Origin of the sequence: Flavobacterium soyangense (assembly GCF_015277675.1) — a bacterium.
Taxonomy (GTDB): Bacteria; Bacteroidota; Bacteroidia; order Flavobacteriales; family Flavobacteriaceae; genus Flavobacterium; species Flavobacterium soyangense.
The window spans coordinates 1-18,497 of record NZ_JADHEC010000023.1 but is presented as its reverse complement, the minus strand read 5'-3'; the positions used below and the strand labels follow the sequence as shown (position 1 = coordinate 18,497).

At 36.7% G+C, this 18,497-nt stretch carries 12 protein-coding genes and 1 pseudogene; 8 read left to right on the top strand and 5 right to left on the bottom strand.

Translation table 11 applies throughout. From position 1 onward, the window contains the following. Positions 1 to 35: 35 nt before the first annotated feature. The 3 genes from thrC to thrA form a co-directional block, all read right to left on the bottom strand. Positions 36 to 1,325 carry a threonine synthase gene (gene thrC / locus IR213_RS10750; RefSeq protein ID WP_194312323.1) on the bottom strand — a complete coding sequence of 430 codons (1,290 nt, stop codon included), beginning with the start codon at positions 1,323 to 1,325 and terminating at the stop codon, positions 36 to 38. Between the two features lie 53 nt (positions 1,326 to 1,378). Further along, positions 1,379 to 2,302 carry a homoserine kinase gene (locus IR213_RS10745; RefSeq protein WP_194312322.1) on the bottom strand — a complete coding sequence of 308 codons (924 nt, stop codon included), beginning with the start codon at positions 2,300 to 2,302 and terminating at the stop codon, positions 1,379 to 1,381. Between the two features lie 77 nt (positions 2,303 to 2,379). Continuing rightward, positions 2,380 to 4,827 (bottom strand): bifunctional aspartate kinase/homoserine dehydrogenase I, encoded by a 2,448-nt coding sequence (thrA, locus tag IR213_RS10740; protein WP_194312321.1) that lies wholly within the window; start codon positions 4,825 to 4,827, stop codon positions 2,380 to 2,382. 379 nt (positions 4,828 to 5,206) lie between these two features. Between thrA and hutH the strand changes: the two genes are divergently transcribed. The 8 genes and pseudogenes from hutH to IR213_RS10695 all read left to right on the top strand — a co-directional run bounded on the left by hutH (position 5,207) and on the right by IR213_RS10695 (position 15,203). Then, positions 5,207 to 6,709 carry a histidine ammonia-lyase gene (gene hutH / locus IR213_RS10735; protein WP_194312320.1) on the top strand — a complete coding sequence of 501 codons (1,503 nt, stop codon included), beginning with the start codon at positions 5,207 to 5,209 and terminating at the stop codon, positions 6,707 to 6,709. A 57-nt stretch (positions 6,710 to 6,766) separates the two neighbouring features. Then, positions 6,767 to 7,144, top strand: coding sequence for a hypothetical protein (locus tag IR213_RS10730; protein ID WP_194312319.1), 378 nt, complete (start codon positions 6,767 to 6,769; stop codon positions 7,142 to 7,144). Positions 7,145 to 7,326: 182 nt separating this feature from the next. Next, positions 7,327 to 7,911, top strand: coding sequence for a heavy metal-binding domain-containing protein (locus IR213_RS10725; protein WP_194312318.1), 585 nt, complete (start codon positions 7,327 to 7,329; stop codon positions 7,909 to 7,911). A 78-nt stretch (positions 7,912 to 7,989) separates the two neighbouring features. Next, positions 7,990 to 8,217 (top strand): heavy metal-binding domain-containing protein, encoded by a 228-nt coding sequence (locus IR213_RS10720; RefSeq protein ID WP_194312317.1) that lies wholly within the window; start codon positions 7,990 to 7,992, stop codon positions 8,215 to 8,217. Between the two features lie 62 nt (positions 8,218 to 8,279). Then, a pseudogene (locus IR213_RS16630) lies at positions 8,280 to 11,507 on the top strand (efflux RND transporter permease subunit). Continuing rightward, positions 11,494 to 12,753: a TolC family protein gene (locus tag IR213_RS10705; protein ID WP_194312314.1), complete on the top strand. Its 1,260-nt coding sequence runs from the start codon at positions 11,494 to 11,496 to the stop codon at positions 12,751 to 12,753. The pseudogene IR213_RS16630 and the gene IR213_RS10705 overlap by 14 nt, the downstream one beginning before the upstream one ends. Further along, a complete protein-coding gene (locus tag IR213_RS10700) occupies positions 12,750 to 14,000 on the top strand; it encodes an efflux RND transporter periplasmic adaptor subunit (protein WP_194312313.1) in 1,251 nt (416 codons plus the stop codon). The genes IR213_RS10705 and IR213_RS10700 overlap by 4 nt, the downstream gene beginning before the upstream one ends. A gap of 3 nt (positions 14,001 to 14,003) precedes the next feature. Next, positions 14,004 to 15,203, top strand: a complete 1,200-nt coding sequence (locus IR213_RS10695) for an efflux RND transporter periplasmic adaptor subunit (RefSeq protein ID WP_194312312.1) — start codon at positions 14,004 to 14,006, stop codon at positions 15,201 to 15,203. Positions 15,204 to 15,259: 56 nt separating this feature from the next. Here IR213_RS10695 and IR213_RS10690 read toward each other — a convergent pair whose 3' ends face one another. Next, positions 15,260 to 16,210 (bottom strand): alpha/beta fold hydrolase, encoded by a 951-nt coding sequence (locus IR213_RS10690; protein WP_194312311.1) that lies wholly within the window; start codon positions 16,208 to 16,210, stop codon positions 15,260 to 15,262. 461 nt (positions 16,211 to 16,671) lie between these two features. Continuing rightward, positions 16,672 to 17,832: an alpha/beta hydrolase-fold protein gene (locus tag IR213_RS10685; protein WP_194312310.1), complete on the bottom strand. Its 1,161-nt coding sequence runs from the start codon at positions 17,830 to 17,832 to the stop codon at positions 16,672 to 16,674. Positions 17,833 to 18,497: the final 665 nt, after the last annotated feature.

Genomic DNA, 18,497 nt, shown 5'->3' with positions numbered 1-18,497 from the left:
TGCTAATAAATAAATAGCTTATTATTTTTGGAAAATTACCCCAAAAAAGCTTTCAATTCCTCGTAAGTTTTAATTTTGACACTTATTTTTTCTTTATTCAACACGCTTTCTATTTGTGTTGGAATAGGTAGTTTTATATTCAATGCCGGTTCCACCACATCCAAAAACTTGATGGGATGAGCAGTTTCCAAGAAAATTCCAATGGCATTCGGGTAGTTTTTTAACTCTTTTTTCAAACCCAAATAGCCTACTGCGCCGTGAGGTTCTGCAATATAACCATCGGTTTTGTAGATGGATTTCATCGCTTCCAAAGTTTCATTATCGTTATATGAAAAGGAAGAGAAATCTTTTTTAAATTTTTCCAAATCGTTGTTGTACATTTCTTGGATTCGAATAAAATTACTTGGGTTTCCAACGTCCATAGCATTCGAAATAGTCGCTTTGGAAGGTTTTGGGTCGTAATTTCCCTTTTCTAAAAATCTTGGTACGGTATCATTTATATTGGTTGAAGCCACAAAATGTTCGATTGGCAAACCTAATTTTTTTGCCATAATTCCGGCGCAAATATTCCCGAAATTCCCGCTTGGGCAGGAAAATACCAAGGGTTTGTTTTGCGATTTCAATTGCTTGTAGGCAAAGAAAAAGTAAAACATTTGCGGCAACCAACGGGCTATATTAATTGAGTTGGCTGAAGTCAGGTTTTTATGTTTCAGGCTTTCGTCCAAAAAAGCTTTTTTGACCATATCCTGGCAATCGTCAAAAACACCGTTCACTTCCAATGCTTTGATGTTTTGTCCCAAAGTCGTTAATTGGCGTTCCTGAATGTCGCTCACTTTTCCAGATGGGTATAAAATAATAACTTCTACGCCTGGAACTCCCAGAAAACCACTCGCAACTGCACCGCCGGTATCGCCCGAAGTCGCCACGAGAACCGTGTTCGTGTCGTCTTTTTTGTCTTTGTTGAAATACGCCAAACAGCGTGACATAAAGCGTGCGCCAACGTCCTTGAAAGCCATTGTAGGCCCGTGATACAATTCTAATGCGTAAATATTATCCTCGACTTTTACCGTCGGGAAATCGAAGCATAAGGTTTCGGCAATGATTTGTTTTAAAATTTCGGTAGGAATTTCGTCGCCCACAAATTGTAGAATAGCTTCAAAAGCAATTTCTTCGTTACTCAGATTTTCGATATTTTCGAAAAAATCTTTAGGTAATGGAGAGATTGATTCCGGAAAATACAATCCTTTATCGGTTGCCAGTCCTTGAATCACGGCTTCTTCGAAAGAAACTTCGGGGGCATTATGGTTTAAACTGTAGTATTTCATTTTATTATCATTGCGAGGCGTTGCGAAGCATGAAGCAAAGCAATCTGTTATTGTTATTTTATTATACTCACACCTTCTGGATTCACTTTTGAAACGTGAATTTCATAAGGTAAATTGATTTCGTCGTATACGGCACTCATTGCCTTGGCGATTTTTTCGGCAGTTTCCTTTCCTTTGCTCAACGCAAAAATGGATGGACCAGAACCTGAGATTCCTGAACCCAAGGCTCCGTTTTCAAGAGCAGCCTTTTTAATCAAATCAAAACCTGGAATCAGCATACTACGAACCGGTTCGATGATTTCGTCGTGTAAAGAACGTCCAATCAAATCGTAATCTTTCGTGTATAATCCTGCCACTAATCCGCCTACATTTCCCCATTGGGTAATGGCACTTTTCAGGGAGACAGTTTGTTTTAACACGGAACGCGCATCCGAAGTTTTCAACTCAATTTGAGGATGAACAACAGTGGCGTACAATTCTGATGGGCTTTCAATTTTGATGATGTCCAATGGATTGGAACTTCTTACCAAAGTAAAACCGCCCAATAGGCAAGGAGCCACATTGTCGGCGTGGGCATTTCCACTGGCTAATTTTTCGCCTTGCATGGCAAATTTCACCAATTCTTTTCGGGTAAAAGGTCGTCCCAACAATTCGTTGATTCCAAAAACAGCTCCCGCAGAACTGGCTGCACTGCTGCCGATTCCGCTTCCGGCTTTAATGTGTTTGTAGATTTCTATCTCAAAACCAAACTCGGTTTCCACTTCTTCCAACATTGCCAAGGCGGCAACACCAGCGACATTGTTTTCGGTTTCCAATGGCAAATCCGCTCCCACGATTTTAGTGATGCGAATGCCTTTTACATCCGATTTTCGAATAACCATTTCGTCACCCGCAGTAGTCAGGCAAAGTCCCAAAACATCAAATCCACAGGATAGATTGGCAATGGTCGCAGGGCAAAATATTTTAATTTCATTCATAAATAATAGTCTTAAAGTCGAAAGTCTTAAAGTCAAATATACTTTGACAATTTAAGGCTTTTGGCTTGCTGAGGGTTTTAAATATTTCCAACCCGAATTACGTCGGCAAAAATTCCGGAAGCCGTTACCGCAGCACCGGCACCAGCACCTTTTATCAATAAAGGTTGGTCGATGTAACGATCCGTGTAAAATTGAACAATATTGTCTTTTCCTTCCAAATTGTAGAACGGACTTTCTTTTGGGATGAATTCTAAGCCAACACCTGCTTTACCGTTTTCGAAAGTTGCAACAAATTTTAATCGGCTGTCTTTAGCTTTAGCTTTAGCCAAAAGGTTTTCAAAATGAGCCGCATTTGCGATTAAAGACTTGAAAAAATCATCATTGTTTTTTGTACTCATGCATTCCTTTGGAAGGAAAGGATTATTTTGAATATCTTCGATTTCCATTTGGTACCCGCTTTCTCTTATCAGGATTAATATTTTTCTGGCTACATCCACACCGCTCAAATCGATTTTTGGATCTGGTTCGGTAAATCCTTGAACTCCGGCTTCTTTTACCACATCGTGGAACGAATTATTTTCGTCGAAATTGTTGAAAATAAAGTTCAAACTTCCGGACAATACTGCCTGAATTTTGTTGACTTTATCGCCCGAAGCTATTAAATTTTTAACGGTATCAATTATTGGTAAACCTGCGCCCACATTGGTTTCAAACAAGAATGGTGCATTATATTTTCTGGATAAATTTTTCAGGTTTTTGTAATTGTCATACGCTGAGGAACAGGCTATTTTATTACAAGTAACTACAGCGATATTTTGCCTTAAATACTGCTCATAAGTCTCGGAAACACTTTGATTTGCGGTAATATCAACAAAAATACTGTTGCGTAAATTGAGTTCCTTTACCTTTGAAATAAAGGTTTCTTTGCTGGCTGTTTCTCCATTTTCCAATAGTGCCTGCCAATTTTTTAAATCGATTCCTTCTTCATCAAAAAGCATTTTTCTGGAATTGGACACGGCCGCCACTCTAAGGTTTATTTTTAGATTTTCTTTTAGGAATTTCTTTTGTTGGTTGATTTGTGAGATGAATTTTTCACCTACATTTCCAACACCCATCACGAACAAATTCAACTGTTTAGTGTTTTCCTCAAAAAAGTTTTCATGTAATGTATTTAAAGCTTTTTTTACGTCTCTTTCATTGATAACCGCCGAGATATTTCTTTCGGAAGCTCCCTGAGCAATCGCTCTGATATTTACATTGTTTTTCCCCAAAGTGCTGAACATTCGACCGCTCAAACCTTGGTGATTTTTCATATTTTCGCCCACCAAAGCAATGATGCAAAGGTTTTTTTCGACAATGCAAGAATCAATTTTGTTTTGTGAAATCTCTATTTCAAAAGCTTTATTGATAGCGCTTTCGGCATTTTCGGCATCAACATCCAGAATTCCGATACAAATGGAATGTTCCGAAGAAGCCTGAGTGATAAAAATTACGTTGATATTTTCATGTGACAATACCTCGAAAAGTCTTTTAGAAGAACCGGCGACGCCAATCATTCCTGAACCTTCAAGCGTAATCAAAGTAATATGGTCAATGTGGCTGATTCCTTTTACAGGATTGGTATGTGAAGTATCCTGGCTTGAAATATAAGTTCCTTCGGCTTCCGGTTCGAAAGTGTTTTTGATCCAAATGGGAATGTTTTTTCTTAAAACGGGCTGGATTGTTGGCGGATACAATACTTTGGCGCCAAAATGCGACAATTCCATGGCTTCCTGATAAGAAATTGTGGCAATAGGTTGGGCTTGTTTCACCACTTTTGGGTTTGCTGTAAACATTCCGTTGACGTCTGTCCAGATTTCCAATTCAGAGGCATCTAAAGCTCCTGCTAAAATTGCGGCGGTATAATCAGAACCGCCACGACCCAGCGTTGTGCCAATTCCATCAGTAGTTGAAGCGATAAAACCTGGCATCACTACTATTTGAGAATCATTGGAAGCAAAATAATCAGCAATTAGTGGATTTGTGATTTCGAACTTTACGGCAGCTTTGCCAAAGTTATTGTTGGTTTTTATCAATTCGCGACTGTCTTTGTACCCGCTATTTTTATGTTTTTGTTTGAAGGCTTCGGCGATAATATACGAAGACAATAATTCGCCAAAACTCAAAATCGTATCTGAAGTTCTTGGAGATAATTCGCCCAAAAGGAAACAGCCGTCGAGTAAAGTTTCGAGGTGATTGATGATTCTTTTGATGTGGCTTAGTAAACCACTTTGTTCGCTAACCGGTATCAATTCTTTGATAGCGTCTAAATGTTTTTTCTCGATTTCAGCAACAATTTCCTTGTAGCTTTCGTCGCTTGAAGCTGCTTTTTGAGAAGCAAGAACCAATAAATCAGTGACTTTGGTAAAAGCAGAAACTACAACAATTAGTTTTTCTTTTTCTGCCTTTTTAATCACTATATCTAATACGAGTTTTATGTTTTGCGCATTGGCTACCGAAGTTCCGCCAAATTTTAATACTTTCATTATGTCTTTTTTATTTTAAAAATGCAAATAGTTTTTATACACCTATGAACTCTCTTCATTTAGAAAAAAGCACGAAAACTGGATTATATGTAAAATGTATACCCCTAAAGGGTAGTGGTAGTTGTTGTAGCAGTAAATGTAACAGCAAGTGCAACTCTGGTTTGAGTTGTTATCGAAGAATGAAATGTTTTGCTGTTATTTGCCATTTTGATTTTTCAAAAGTACAGTTTTTTATAAAATAACAAAACCTTTTATCCTGTTTTTATGAATATTTTAAAAAACACAGTGCAAAAAAAAGAATATTAAATATTTTACCTTCAAAATCTTGTTTTTTAATATTGGTTTGTGGAATTTTGACCTCTCAAAAGCCACTGTTAAAATGGATAATACACATTATATAAGTACCCAAGTACTTTCTCTGGAAGCCTTACAAGAAATTATTTCGCATCATAAATCGTTGGCGTTATCGGATGAGGCCAAGGTTAATATCCAAAAATGCAGGGATTATTTAGATGCCAAAATGGCTTCGCATACGAAACCTATTTATGGTATTAATACCGGTTTTGGTTCGCTTTGTAATGTCAAAATTTCGAATGAAAACCTTTCGAAACTACAGGAAAACTTGGTAAAATCGCATTCTTGTGGAACTGGTGATGAAGTTCCGAATGAGATTGTCAAATTGATGTTGTTGCTCAAAATTCAGTCTTTGAGTTATGGTCATTCGGGGATTCAATTGCAAACTGTAGAACGATTAGTCGATTTTTACAACCATGATATTTTACCCATAGTTTATTCACAGGGTTCACTTGGTGCTTCGGGCGATTTAGCTCCTTTAGCCCATATGTCATTGCCTTTATTGGGTGAAGGCGAAGTGTTTTTTGAAGGCAAAAAAGTCCATTCGAGTGTAGTTTTGAAGCATTTCAATTGGAAACCCATAGTGTTGCAATCCAAAGAAGGATTGGCTTTATTAAACGGAACCCAATTTATGAGTGCTTATGGTGCTTATATTTTGATGAAAGCCAGTAAATTTTCATATTTTGCTGATTTAATCGGAACTATTTCTTTGGAAGGATTCGACGGCAGGATTGAACCTTTTCACGAGTTGATTCATTTTATACGCCCGCACAAAGGGCAAATGGTAACAGCCAATCGCGTGAAGGAATTTTTGGAGGGAAGTGAAATCATAAGTCAGGAGAAAACACACGTTCAAGATCCGTATTCTTTTAGATGTATTCCGCAAGTTCACGGTGCTTCGAAAGATGCGATTGATTATGTTAAAAAAGTTTTCAAGACCGAAATCAATTCGGTTACGGATAATCCCAATATATTTATCGAAACTGACCAAATTATTTCCGGTGGGAATTTCCACGGACAACCTTTGGCTTTAGCTCTTGATTTTATAGCCATTGCTTTGTCCGAATTGGGCAGTATTTCCGAAAGAAGAACGTATCAATTGATATCGGGTTTACGAAATCTTCCCGCCTTTTTAGTGGATAATCCTGGTTTGAATTCAGGTTTGATGATTCCCCAATATACAGCCGCAAGCATTGCCAGCCAAAACAAACAATTGGCAACACCAGCGAGTGTTGATAGTATTGTTTCAAGCAACGGACAAGAAGATCACGTTAGTATGGGAGCCAATGCCGCTACAAAAGCCTTGCGTGTGATGGAAAATCTGGAGCGAATTCTTGCTATTGAATTGATGAATGCTTCGCAAGCTATTGAATACAGAAGGCCTTTAGAATCAAGTGATTTTATCGAAATGTTTTTAAAATCGTATCGTGAGGAAGTTCCTTTGGTAAAAGAAGACCGAATTTTACATTATGATATTAAAAAAACGATAGTTTTTTTAAACAGTTTCGAAATTGAAGATAATTTTTAGCATATTTTTAATATTAAAATAAAATATTTTCATAACTTTGAACATTATTAAATTGCAATGAGAAAAAAATTTCACATAATACTATTGATTGTTACCGTTGGTTTCTTCTTGATGCCATCGTTGACAATTGCTTGTGAAATGAAATCCGGAAAATCATGTTGCAATACAGAAACTCCTAATTCTAATATAGAAAAAAAGGATTGTTATAAAATTGCAAATCATTCGAAAAATAAGGAACACGAAGACTCTTGCAACGGAAAATGTGGTCATTCTAATTGTACCACTTCATCAGTTCAATTTAGTATTGCTTTTTTTGAAATAAAATTTAAAAGTAACAATTTTGATTTTTCAGAAAAACAACAAAATTATTTCAATTCAGAAACCAATCTTTCTTCTGGTTTCCATTCTATTTGGCTTATTCCTAAAATAAGCTAAAACCCCTTTTTTTACAGCCATAGTTACGTCTTTTTTAAATCAAATATTGTATTGACAATTTTGTGAATTTGACAGGATAAGTATGGAAAACCTATAAATTTTAGCAACTATTTTACAAAATTCTTGAAGATTATTTGTAATAATTGCGTAATTTTGATTATATCAATTTAAAACAACAAAAAATGAAAATATTAATAATCGTACTAAGCGTATTCTTAGCAGTTAGCACAGGAGCATCAGCTCAAAACAGCACAAAACCTTCAAAAGAAGAAACTCAAAAAACAATTTATACCTGTCCAAAGCATCCTAATGAGGTGAGTATAAAAGAAGGAAAATGCAGCAAATGCGGAACGGAATTGGTAAAAACTACCAAAATACAACACAATGCAGCGGTTAAGGGAAGTCAGGCATCAACAGTTGTTGAAGCCAAATACATTTGCAAAATGGACGGTTCCACTTCCGATAAACCTGGAAAATGTACTAAATGTGGAAAGGAAATGAGTAAAAATGAAGCTTATAAAATGGCTTATGCCTGTCCAATGCATCCCGATCAGATGAGTATGAAAGAGGGTAAATGTGGTAAATGTGGAATAAAAATGGTAAAAATTACAGAATTAAAGCATAATACGGCAGTAAAAGGTAGCCAAACATCTGCTATTGTTGAAACAAAATATGTTTGTCCAATGCACCCTGATTTTATTGGAAAAAAGGGAGATAAATGCTCTAAATGTGGAATGGAAATGATAGAAATAAAAGAAAAAAGATAAAATAATAATTTCAGTAATTTAAAGCCAATAGACTCTATATCTAAAGGCTTTTTAACTTTAATCTCTAAAATATTTAAAATGAAAAATATAATTTTTTCTGCCATTATAATGGCTTTCGTACTGGTTTCCTGTAACCAAAAAAGCAAAGATGTTGAAACAAATACTCCGATGATGGAAAAAGATTCTACCAAGGTAAATGACAGCAAAGCAAAAATTTATGCTTGTCCGATGCATCCGGAATCTCAGGGCAAATTGAACGATAAATGTACAAAATGCGGAATGAAATTAACCAAAGAAGTTAAATAAATTCTAAATCTATTCCTTCCCTATCTTTTGGGAAGGAATAGATTATCTGTAATTAAAGCCTTATGGTAGAAAAACTAATATCATTCTCGTTAAAAAACCGTTTTATCGTTCTACTCGTTTCTGCTGCTTTATTTTGCTGGGGCATTTACAGTATACAACAAAATCCAATCGATGCCATTCCCGATTTATCCGAAAATCAAGTTATTGTTTTTACAGAATGGATGGGGAGGAGTCCTCAAGTTATAGAAAATCAAGTTACTTATCCTTTGGTTTCCAATTTACAAGGAATTCCAAAAGTTAAGAATATTCGGGGAGCTTCTATGTTTGGGATGAGCTTTGTTTACATCATTTTTGAAGACAACGTTGACCCTTATTGGGCCAGAACCCGTGTTTTGGAAAGGCTTAATTATGCCCAACGCTTATTACCTCAAAACGTGGTTCCCACTCTTGGGCCAGACGGAACAGGAGTTGGTCATATCTTTTGGTACACTCTAGATACAAAAGGAATGGATTTAGGTGAGCAACGTGCCTTGCAAGATTGGTATGTGAAATTTGCCCTGCAAACGGTTCCTGGCGTTGCCGAAGTCGCTTCGTTTGGAGGATTTGAAAAACAATATCAATTGGTTTTAGACCCTCTTAAGATGCAATACTACAACGTGAGTATGATGGAAGTGATGAACGCAGTCAAGGCCAATAACAACGATGTGGGGGGGCGAAAGTTTGAAATGAGCGACCGATCTTATATTGTCAGAGGGCTAGGCTACATCAAAAACATCAAAGACGTTGAAAAAATAGCCATTAAAAACTACAATTCAGTTCCTGTAAAAGTCAGTGATGTGGGTTCGGTACAAATGGGTGGCGACTTGCGTTTGGGAATTTTTGACCAAAACGGAACCGGAGAAGTCGTGGGTGGAATCGTGGTAATGCGTTACGGCGAAAATGCCGATAAGGTCATCAAAGCCATAAAATTAAAAATGAAAGAAGTCGAAAAAGGATTTCCTGAAGGTGTCACTTTCAAAACTTCCTATGACAGAAGCGAACTAATTGAAAAAGCCGTTGAATCCGTAAAAGGAACTTTACTGGAAGAGATGATCGCTGTTTCCATCATTGTGCTGATTTTCCTTTTTCATTGGCGAAGTGCTCTAATCATCCTGATTCAGATTCCAATTTCGGTTGCCACCGCTTTTATATTCCTTCAGGCATTTGGAATTTCTTCCAATATTATGTCCCTCACGGGAATCGCTTTGGCCATTGGTGTTTTGGTTGACGACGGAATTGTAATGGTCGAAAATGCCTATCGGAATATTTCAGAGAAACAGGAGGAATTGGACCATAATCTTTAATCTATTGGAATGAAAAATTTATTCAAAAAAATATTCAAAAGAAAACAGGATCCACTTACTTCCGAAGAACGACTCAAGATTGTTGAAGTTTCTTCAAAATTAGTTGGGCCGGGTGTTTTTTATTCAACCATAATCGTAATTGCCTCCTTTCTTCCTGTGTTTCTTCTTACCGGAATGGAAGGTAAATTATTCAGTCCCCTGGCTTGGACAAAATCCTTAATCCTTATTGTCGATGCCTTTTTTGCCATTACGCTCACGCCAGTTTTGATTAGCTTTTTGCTAAAAGGCAAACTTCGCCCGGAACATAAAAACCCAATTAATCGAAAACTGGAAAGCATTTATACTCCAATTTTGACTTATTGTCTAAAATGGAGAAAAACAGTTTTAGGCATTAATATTGTTGCTTTATTGATTGGAGTGTTAATGTTCACCAGATTGGGCTCCGAATTTATGCCACCATTGGATGAAGGTTCAATTCTGTTTATGCCAGTTACTTTGCCAGATGTATCCAATTCTGAAGTAAAACGAATTTTACAAGTTCAGGACAAATTGATTAAGTCGATTCCCGAAGTGGCTCACGTATTAGGAAAGGCAGGGAGAGCAAATACTGCGACCGATAATAGTCCTATCAGTATGATTGAAACGATTGTTTTGCTCAAACCCCATAATGAATGGAGAGAAGGCAAAACGAAAGCCGATATTGTGACAGAAATCAACAATAAACTGCAAATTCCGGGAGTGACCAATGGTTTCACACAGCCCATTATCAACCGAATTAATATGCTTTCGACAGGAATCAGAACCGATGTGGGAATTAAAATTTATGGTGCCAGTCTCGATACCATCAATGTGTTGTCACAGAAAATCAAGAAAGCTCTGGAAGGAACATCGGGTGTGAAAGATTTGTATGCAGAACCCATTACGGGCGGAAAATATATTGATATTGTGCCTAAACGTGAAGTGATTGGTCGCTATGGGCTTTCGATTGACGATATTAATACTGTGGTAGAAGCGGCGATTGGGGGAATGAAACTCACCACCACAATCGAAGGAAGGCAACGTTTTTCGGTCAATGCACGCTATGCGCAGGAATACAGAAATAGTTTGGACGCCTTGAAAAAACTCCAAGTTCAGACGATGCAATTTGGCCCCATTCCTTTAGAAACCGTTGCTGATGTGAAAATAAGCAATGGCCCACCAATGATTAACAGTGAAAACGCTATGCTTCGTGGCAGCGTTTTGTTTAATGTTCGAGACCGAGATTTAGGAAGCACCGTAAAAGAAGCCCAGAAAAAACTTGATGCCATGATGACCAAGATGCCCAAAGGTTATTATGTGGAATGGAGCGGACAATGGGAAAACCAAATTCGAGCCAACAAGACATTGAGAATGATTTTGCCCATTGTTGTCCTTATTATTTTTCTCATTTTGTATTTTACTTACCGCTCTATGAAAGAGGCTTTGATTACAATGATTACTGTTCCATTTGCACTGATTGGCGGGATTTTTATGGTTTATTTTTATGGAATTAACTTGTCGGTGGCCGTGGCGGTTGGGTTTATAGCCTTATTTGGTTTAGCCGTCGAAACGGCGATGCTCATTACCATTTACCTCAATGAAGCGATGAATAAAATGGTAGCTAAACACGGCAACAGTTCCGAAACTATCACCGAGGAAATTTTAAGGGACTATATCATTGAAGGTTCGGCCAAAAGATTACGGCCAAAACTAATGACCGTTTCGGTTTCCTTATTTGGATTAATCCCAATTCTTTGGGCAACAGGAACCGGCGCAGACGTTATGTTGCCTATCACGGTTCCACTTATTGGAGGTACCATTACCTCCACAATTTATGTATTATTAGTAACTCCTGTTGTTTTCGAAATGGTAAAACTCCGCGAATTGAGAACAAAAGGCAAAATAGATCTTATAGATGCAAAACATTAAATATTATTTCGTTTTATGCTGTTTGATTTTAAATCTCACAGGCGGCAAAGCTCAAACACTTTCTTTAGACGAAGTTTTAGTTCTTGTCAAAGAAAACAATCCGCAATTAAAAATGTACGATGCCGAAATTCAAAGTATGAATGCAGCGGCAAGCGGAGCCAGAAGCTGGACGGCACCACAAGTGGAAACGGGATTTTTTTTAACGCCGTACAACACTAAATTGTGGAAAGCAAAAGGCGATTTTTCCGGATTGGGAATGTATATGGTGGGTGTTACCCAAATGATTCCCAATGCTTCGAGGTTAAAAGCCGATTCCAATTATATGAACGCCATGTCTTCGGTCGAAGTCGAAAATAAAAACTATACCATCAATCAATTGAACGCTTTGGCCAAAACTAATTATTACCAATGGCTGGTACTCAATAAAAAACTGAAAGTGGCCAACGATAATTTACTGCTTTTGGACTATATGATTAAGAGCATGGAAATTCGGTACAAATACAGTATGGATAAATTGTCGACGCATTATAAGGCAACCGCTCGCTACAGTGAATTGGAAAACACGATACTGATGATGCAAAATGAAATTTGTCAAAAACGGGTGGTGCTGAATATGTTGATGGCCAGAGATAAAAACAGCGCTTTTGAAATTAATTCAACTTTTAAATTTATTGATATTAATGAAATAAAAATAGATACAGCTTCACTTTCAAAAAGTCGTAGTGATGTCAAGGCCATCGAAAAAACGATGGCACTCAACGCATTAAAAATTGAATCTGAAAAATCAAAGTTTTTACCCGAATTTGGAGTCAAATACGATCATATGTTTGCCTTTGGCCAACAGCCACAGCAATTTTCCTTAATGGGAATGATCACTATTCCAGTACCTTGGTCCACCACGGTAAACAAAGCCAACATCAATAGTTTTAAAATTAAAAATGAAAGTTTGAATTGGCAAAAGCAAATGATTTTAAATGAAGCCACCGGGATGATTTCCGGTATGACCAATGAATTGACTACTTTGAAAAAGCAATATGAGATTGCGGAGAAAACCATCATTCCCACTTTGAGGGGAAGTTACGATGCTTCAATTTTGGCTTGGCAAAACAATACTGGTGATTTATTTGATGTTTTGGATGCCTGGGAAGCTGTGAATATGGCTCAAATGGATTCACTGGATAAATTGCAGGCTATCTTAACTGCAAAAGTAGAAATAGAAAAACAACTAGAAACCAATGGGTTATGAATAGCTATCTAAAATATGGTTTAGTTGCTCTAGGTATTGCAATTATTGGATTCGCAATCTATTTCTTAGCTATAAAACCTAGCCAACATTCGGAAATCGATCATCAAACCGAGGATTATACCTGTTCGATGCATCCAGAAATTATTCGGGATAAACCCGGGAGTTGCCCTATTTGTGGAATGACTTTGGTAAAAAAAGTAGTGCGGAATGAAGTTGTTGAAAATAAATCCATTGACAATCTTTTGAAACCAACGGACAATTTCATTATTGGGAATTACAAAACCACAATACCCAAAGACACTACCTTAACAACTGAAATAAATTTGCCGGGGATTGTGGCTTACGACCCTAATGCAGCGGTGAATATTGCCGCCCGAATGAATGGCAGAATTGAACGAATGTATGTAAATTACAAATTTCAAAGAGTGTCGAAAGGACAAAAATTATTCGATTTGTACAGCCCGGAATTATTGACGGAACAGCAAAATTTCCTTTATTTGGTTTCTGATGAAATAGGGAATCATGAATCGATTATTAATGCCTCCAAAGACAAATTATTGCTTTACGGAATGACGAATAGCCAAATCAAAGATTTAGTTTCCACCAGAAAATCAAATCCTATCATTTCGATTTACAGCCCGGCTTCAGGAAATATTGAAGGAACGGACAGTATGACTAAAGTCACTGGTGCTATTATGCAAAATTCAAGCGGAAGTACTGAACCATTATCGATTAAAGAAGGCGATTATATCAAGAAAAGCCAAACCGTTTTCAAGTTATTAAACACTGATAAAGTCTGGGGAGTTTTCAATGTCAGCCAAGGTTTTAACCGTTTCATTAAAACCAATCAATCCATTCGGATTTCAACAGAATTAGATGAAACCAATTTTATTAGTGCCCGAATTAATTTTATTGAAACCCAATTTAATCCAGCGGATAAAACCAACAGGATTCGGGTTTATTTGAACAATAGTACATCCAAATTACCCATTGGTCTGCGATTGCAAGGTGTTGTAAAAACGAATCCTATAAAAGGAATTTGGATCCCTAAAGAGGCGATGGTCAGCATTGGAACTAAAAAGATTGTTTTTGTGAAAATGGGAAATGGTTTTAAGGCAACCTCCATAAAAATAGGAACTGAAATAGCCGATTTTATCCAGATTATGGATGGCATTTCCGTTCAGGATTCCATTGCCGAAAACGGGAATTATTTAATAGACAGCGAAAGCTTCATTAAAAACCAATAACTAATGAGAACACTATTTTATATACTGCTAACCGTTTTTTTTATTGCCTGCAATTCTAAAAACCAAGATCAAAACCCCAAGACCCAAGACCCAACTACTTTATATACTTGCTCGATGGATCCACAAATAAAGGAAGATAGACCCGGAAAATGTCCAATTTGTCAAATGGAATTGACTCCGATAAAGCAGGATGATACAGAGGCTAACGAAATCAGTTTGAGCAAGCAGCAAATACAATTGGGGAACATTACCACCCAAACTATTTTGGAAGCGAACAGTAGTCTAGAACAAACATACACAGGAGTTTTGATCATTAATCAGGAAAGAATCAAGACAATTTCGGCACGTTCGATGGGGCGAATAGAAAAGTTGTATTTCAAAACCGCTGGTGATTATGTCAGCAAAGGCGCACCGGTTTATGTTTTGTACAGCGAAGATATTGCCATTGCTAAACAAGATTATGTATTGGCTTACAAACAACTTTCAATGCCGGGTGATTTTGGAAAGAATGCCAAAAATTTACTTGGTGCAGCCAAACAAAAACTGTTGTTCTTTGGCTTAACCAATGCCCAAATCGAAAGCATTAAAACTGGAAAGGATGTTTCGCCACGTACGACTTTTTACAGTACTTACAGCGGAACTATTTCGGAAATAATGACCACCGAAGGCAGTTACGCCATGGAAGGATCCGGAATTATTAAGTTGGCGGATTTGAATAATCTTTGGTTGGAAACACAAGTCAACGTGAATTATGCCAAAAATCTGAAAATAGGACAAAATGCCAGTATATCCTTTACCGATTATTCCGACAAAACCATCGACGCTAAGGTTTCATTTATTAATCCGGAGATCAATCCAGACTCCAGATTGCTGTTGATTCGGATGGAAATCCAGAATCCTAATTTGCTCTTGAAGCCAGGAATGCAGGCTATTGCCAAATTATCGCAACCCAGACAAAAAGGATTGTTTATCCCAATAGATGCGGTAATTCGAGAAGAAAACTCGGCCTATATTTGGGTCGAAAAAAGACCGGGTGTTTTTGAAAATCTAATGGTAGAAACCGGTGTGGAAACTGATGGGATGATTGAAATCAAATCAGCAATTGATGCCACTAAAAAAATAGTGATTACTGGTGCTTATGGCATAAATAGTGAATATATTTTCAGAAATGGGAGTGACCCCATGGCGGAAATGAAGATGTAAGGAAATTAAAAATCCGAAAATTAGGATTTTTTGTTTTTTTTATGGGTTTGTATTTCTTATTTCTCCAGAAATTCCCGAATAAGGGCAAAGTCTTCCTCGGGCTGTTCGATTTGCGGATTATGTCCACTTTTTTCAAACATCACAAATTTTGCCTGAGGACAATATTCTTTGTATTTTACCATCATGAATGGCACGGCAACTCGGTCATATCTTCCGCCAATAATGAGGATAGGCATTTTTAAATCTTTCAATTGTTTTCTGAAATCAAATTTTCCAATGTCACTGCTTACCGTAAAATCACCGTCTTTACCAACCATTTGGTAGTACAATTTAGTATTCAAAGGATTGGGATATGGTTTTTTGCCTCTTGAAATAAATTTATCGGGATTGTAAGCATAAAGGAAACCATAAGGCACTTTACCATAAATTGCCTGATGAATGGAATCGCTTGAGATAGCGCCCTTGTCACGGATTTTCTTTAAATCCTCCCAAACTTCCGGGTAATTTGTTTTTATTTCGCGATTCGAGTTGTCATCATTTTCCTGCCACATCAAATAGCTGTGAAAGGAGTTGGCAATAATAAGATGTTTAGTGTTTTGTGGATGTTGAATGGCATAGCCTTGTGCTACTAAACCACCATAAGAATGTCCGAGGACATTAATGGCAGCATATCCCATTGCTTTTCTTAATGCTTCTAAATCGTCGATGTCTCTCTGGAGCGAATATTCTTTTACGTCTTTGGCAACATCGGATTTACCACGACCAAAACCGTCAAAATATACCAATGTATTGGTAGATGACAACGCATCAAAACTTCGAAGTCCAAAGTGGCTGCCTCCTGGACCTCCTGGAATTAAAAATAGAGGATCTCCTTTTCCAAAAGTGACCACCCATATTTTTGCGCCATTAATGGTGTAATATTTCCCGTCTTTTTGGCTGTCAGGATAGGTTTGAGAAAATAAATTGGTAGCAATAAACAGAATTGAAAGTAGTATTATTTTTTTCAAGTTGAATCAGTATTGGTTAAAAGTACGGTAAATGTAGTGTTTTTTCTTCAGGGTATAAAGAAGTTATATCGTTGGTTTTTAAAGCACTATCTGTGGCTTTGTGTTTTTAAGGCATTTTTTTATCAAACATATTATTTTTAAGGGAATCATAAAAACAGGATGATACATATTAAAGTCACTCCTGTTTTAGTTTTCTGCTTTGCAAACGCTACGATTTGTCTTTGAATTTAAGTTGGCACTCGATACAATCGAGCGCCACAGAACGTGGACAAACGAGAACCGGCGGGTAACCAAGCTTAAAACCACTCCAAAAAAAAAAAGGACACTAAATCCTCTTGCTATTCTCTCAAAACTTTACGATAACTCGATAGTGTTGACGGCAGGTACTCCGGTTTCGTTCAACCGGAGTTTCATTGTTCGTGCTGCGCACGAAACGAAACTCTAGCTGTTAGCTGCTGCATTTATTCTAGTGCTTTCAACTTCTTTTGTGTCTCCTCTACATTTGGATTTACTGCAATTGATTTTTTGTAAGCTGCTATTGCTTTTACTTTGTCGCCTTTTGCTGAATAACCATCACCTAAGCTATCAAAAGCATTAAATGAAGTTGGATAATATTTAGTATTTAATTCAAAACACTTTATAGCTTCATCCAATTTGTTTGGTGTGTTTAAAAATTTGTAACCCACTTCATTGATTACTTGTTCGGGTGGCAATTCTTGAAATCCATTTTTCTCCGAGCGATTTTCGTAGAACTTTACTACCAATTCAAGAGTTGTGTCAGACTTTGCTGGTTTCCAATTTTCAAAGATAAAATTTAATCCGTCCTGTGTTGTCTTCACTAATTCTGAATTGTGTGTTTCTTCGGGATAAGGAATATACTTATATCTTAATCCTATTATATTCTTTTGTTGAAGCAAAGATTTCAGTTTGCTAACACTTTTATGATATTCAGCACCTTCATTGCCATCACTGAAAAAGATTGATTTATGGCTATAGTCTTTGTTTTTAAATAGTATGTCAGAGTTTTTGAAAATGGATTCTTTGTCCCACCAAAGAGACGGACTAACTGCAATATATGAGTTAAACATTTCAGGATGATTTAACAGACAGTAAGCAGACATTAAACCACCTAAAGAATGTCCGAAAAATATTTTGTTAGGCGAAGGATTGTAATTCTTCTCTACATACGACATTACTTCATCCTTTATAAATTTCAGGAAATTTTCGCCTCCTCCTGAGTTTTTCCAAAAAATACTGTCTGTCGTACCATCCATATTCAGGAGGTTGTGGGTAGGTGTTAAATCGCGAGCTCTGTCATACTCGTAATTGCCAATGCCAACAACTATCATTGGTGGGAGCTGATTTGTTTGATAGAGAAAATCTACAATGCCAGCTACTAATGAAATGTTTTCTCCATCCATTAAATAGATAACTGGAAGCGGCTCAGAATGATTTACAGGAGTGTAAACATAAATTTTTCTGTCCTCTTTCAAGATAATTGAATGAATTATTTTAATCTCAGCGATGGTTATTCCTGTGCTCTCCGTCTTTTGTGCTTGCGAGATATTATTGAAAAGGCAAGTAAAAAGAAACAGGATAAAATTTGTTTTAAGAAATGTCATAATTATTCTGTTTAAATGTTTTCATTATTCTTGTCTGTCACGGTTCGCTAATGTTGCAGCTAAACGTCAGCTTGTCTAAAAACCTTCGTTTAATTTAATTTTGATTAAAAATTAAGTAAATATAGGGGATTCGAACTACAAAACAATACTTTTTTTCAAAGGGTAGAATTTTGGTTTCAAGAATTTTTTTTCCATAGAAAAGCTTAAAATGAGTCCTAATAGCAAGATACTACTATCAATAACTTGCATATACCAGACATAAAATGGCTCCAATCCGCCCTAAAAAGGTTGGCTTTGTGCCATAAAAGGCCTAGTATTTATTTAGTTAAAGTATAAAAAATATTACAAATCATCGAAATAATCTTTATTTCTTTGGATACTTTTCGTACATTCGTGCGTGTAAATTTCGCTGATTTGTATGCTATCGTAGCCTAATAACCTCAGTTTGATAGTTAATGAAAAAACCTAAAATAGTGATATAATTTGAGTCCGTATGGTAATTAAAATTTTTTGATAAGCTTATTTTTTACTACCGTATTGATGGTATTATGAAGTGATTTAGACTTATTTGTAAATTAAAAAGGGTTGACGAAATTTGTGTTGCAAAACATAATCATTTCAAAATCAACCCTTATGTACAGTGTACTAGACAAAGATATAATAAA

Bases quoted from the DNA above. Each gene is read 5' to 3' on its own strand.
- thrA (WP_194312321.1), bottom strand. From the start codon at position 4,827: ATGAAAGTATTAAAATTTGGCGGAACTTCGGTAGCCAATGCGCAAAAC.
- hutH (WP_194312320.1), top strand. From the start codon at position 5,207: ATGGATAATACACATTATATAAGTACCCAAGTACTTTCTCTGGAAGCC.
- IR213_RS10730 (WP_194312319.1), top strand. From the start codon at position 6,767: ATGAGAAAAAAATTTCACATAATACTATTGATTGTTACCGTTGGTTTC.
- IR213_RS10700 (WP_194312313.1), top strand. From the start codon at position 12,750: ATGAATAGCTATCTAAAATATGGTTTAGTTGCTCTAGGTATTGCAATT.
- thrC (WP_194312323.1), bottom strand. From the start codon at position 1,325: ATGAAATACTACAGTTTAAACCATAATGCCCCCGAAGTTTCTTTCGAA.
- IR213_RS10695 (WP_194312312.1), top strand. From the start codon at position 14,004: ATGAGAACACTATTTTATATACTGCTAACCGTTTTTTTTATTGCCTGC.
- IR213_RS10685 (WP_194312310.1), bottom strand. From the start codon at position 17,832: ATGACATTTCTTAAAACAAATTTTATCCTGTTTCTTTTTACTTGCCTT.
- IR213_RS10725 (WP_194312318.1), top strand. From the start codon at position 7,327: ATGAAAATATTAATAATCGTACTAAGCGTATTCTTAGCAGTTAGCACA.
- IR213_RS10720 (WP_194312317.1), top strand. From the start codon at position 7,990: ATGAAAAATATAATTTTTTCTGCCATTATAATGGCTTTCGTACTGGTT.
- IR213_RS10705 (WP_194312314.1), top strand. From the start codon at position 11,494: ATGCAAAACATTAAATATTATTTCGTTTTATGCTGTTTGATTTTAAAT.
- IR213_RS10745 (WP_194312322.1), bottom strand. From the start codon at position 2,302: ATGAATGAAATTAAAATATTTTGCCCTGCGACCATTGCCAATCTATCC.